This is a genomic window from Enterococcus dongliensis (assembly GCF_031927985.1).
Classification (GTDB): domain Bacteria; phylum Bacillota; class Bacilli; order Lactobacillales; family Enterococcaceae; genus Enterococcus_A; species Enterococcus_A dongliensis.
On the sequence record NZ_JARPZC010000065.1, the window covers coordinates 1 to 229 of the forward strand.

The following is a 229-nucleotide window of genomic DNA, read 5'->3' on the forward strand; positions in this document are numbered from 1 at the left end:
CTGGGATTCCCAATAATACCTTGATTTCAGTACAGACCGAAAACCCGAAGAGAGTGCCTTCTTTTCGGGTTTTCTTATATAATCCTCGAATGGCTTCCATGCCTTTAATCGTGGTAGAGGCAGTGCGTAAACTTCGATAGAATTTATTGCGTCTCTTTACTGGACGATGGTCTTGTTCAATCAAATTATTCAGGTATTTAATGGTACGATGTTCTGTCCCTTGATAAAA

General features: G+C 39.7%; 1 protein-coding gene. It reads right to left on the reverse strand.

All coding sequences use genetic code 11. The features are described from left to right. The coding region (locus tag P7D84_RS13795) for a DDE-type integrase/transposase/recombinase (protein ID WP_240076605.1) at positions 1 to 229 on the reverse strand (229 nt) is incomplete at both ends.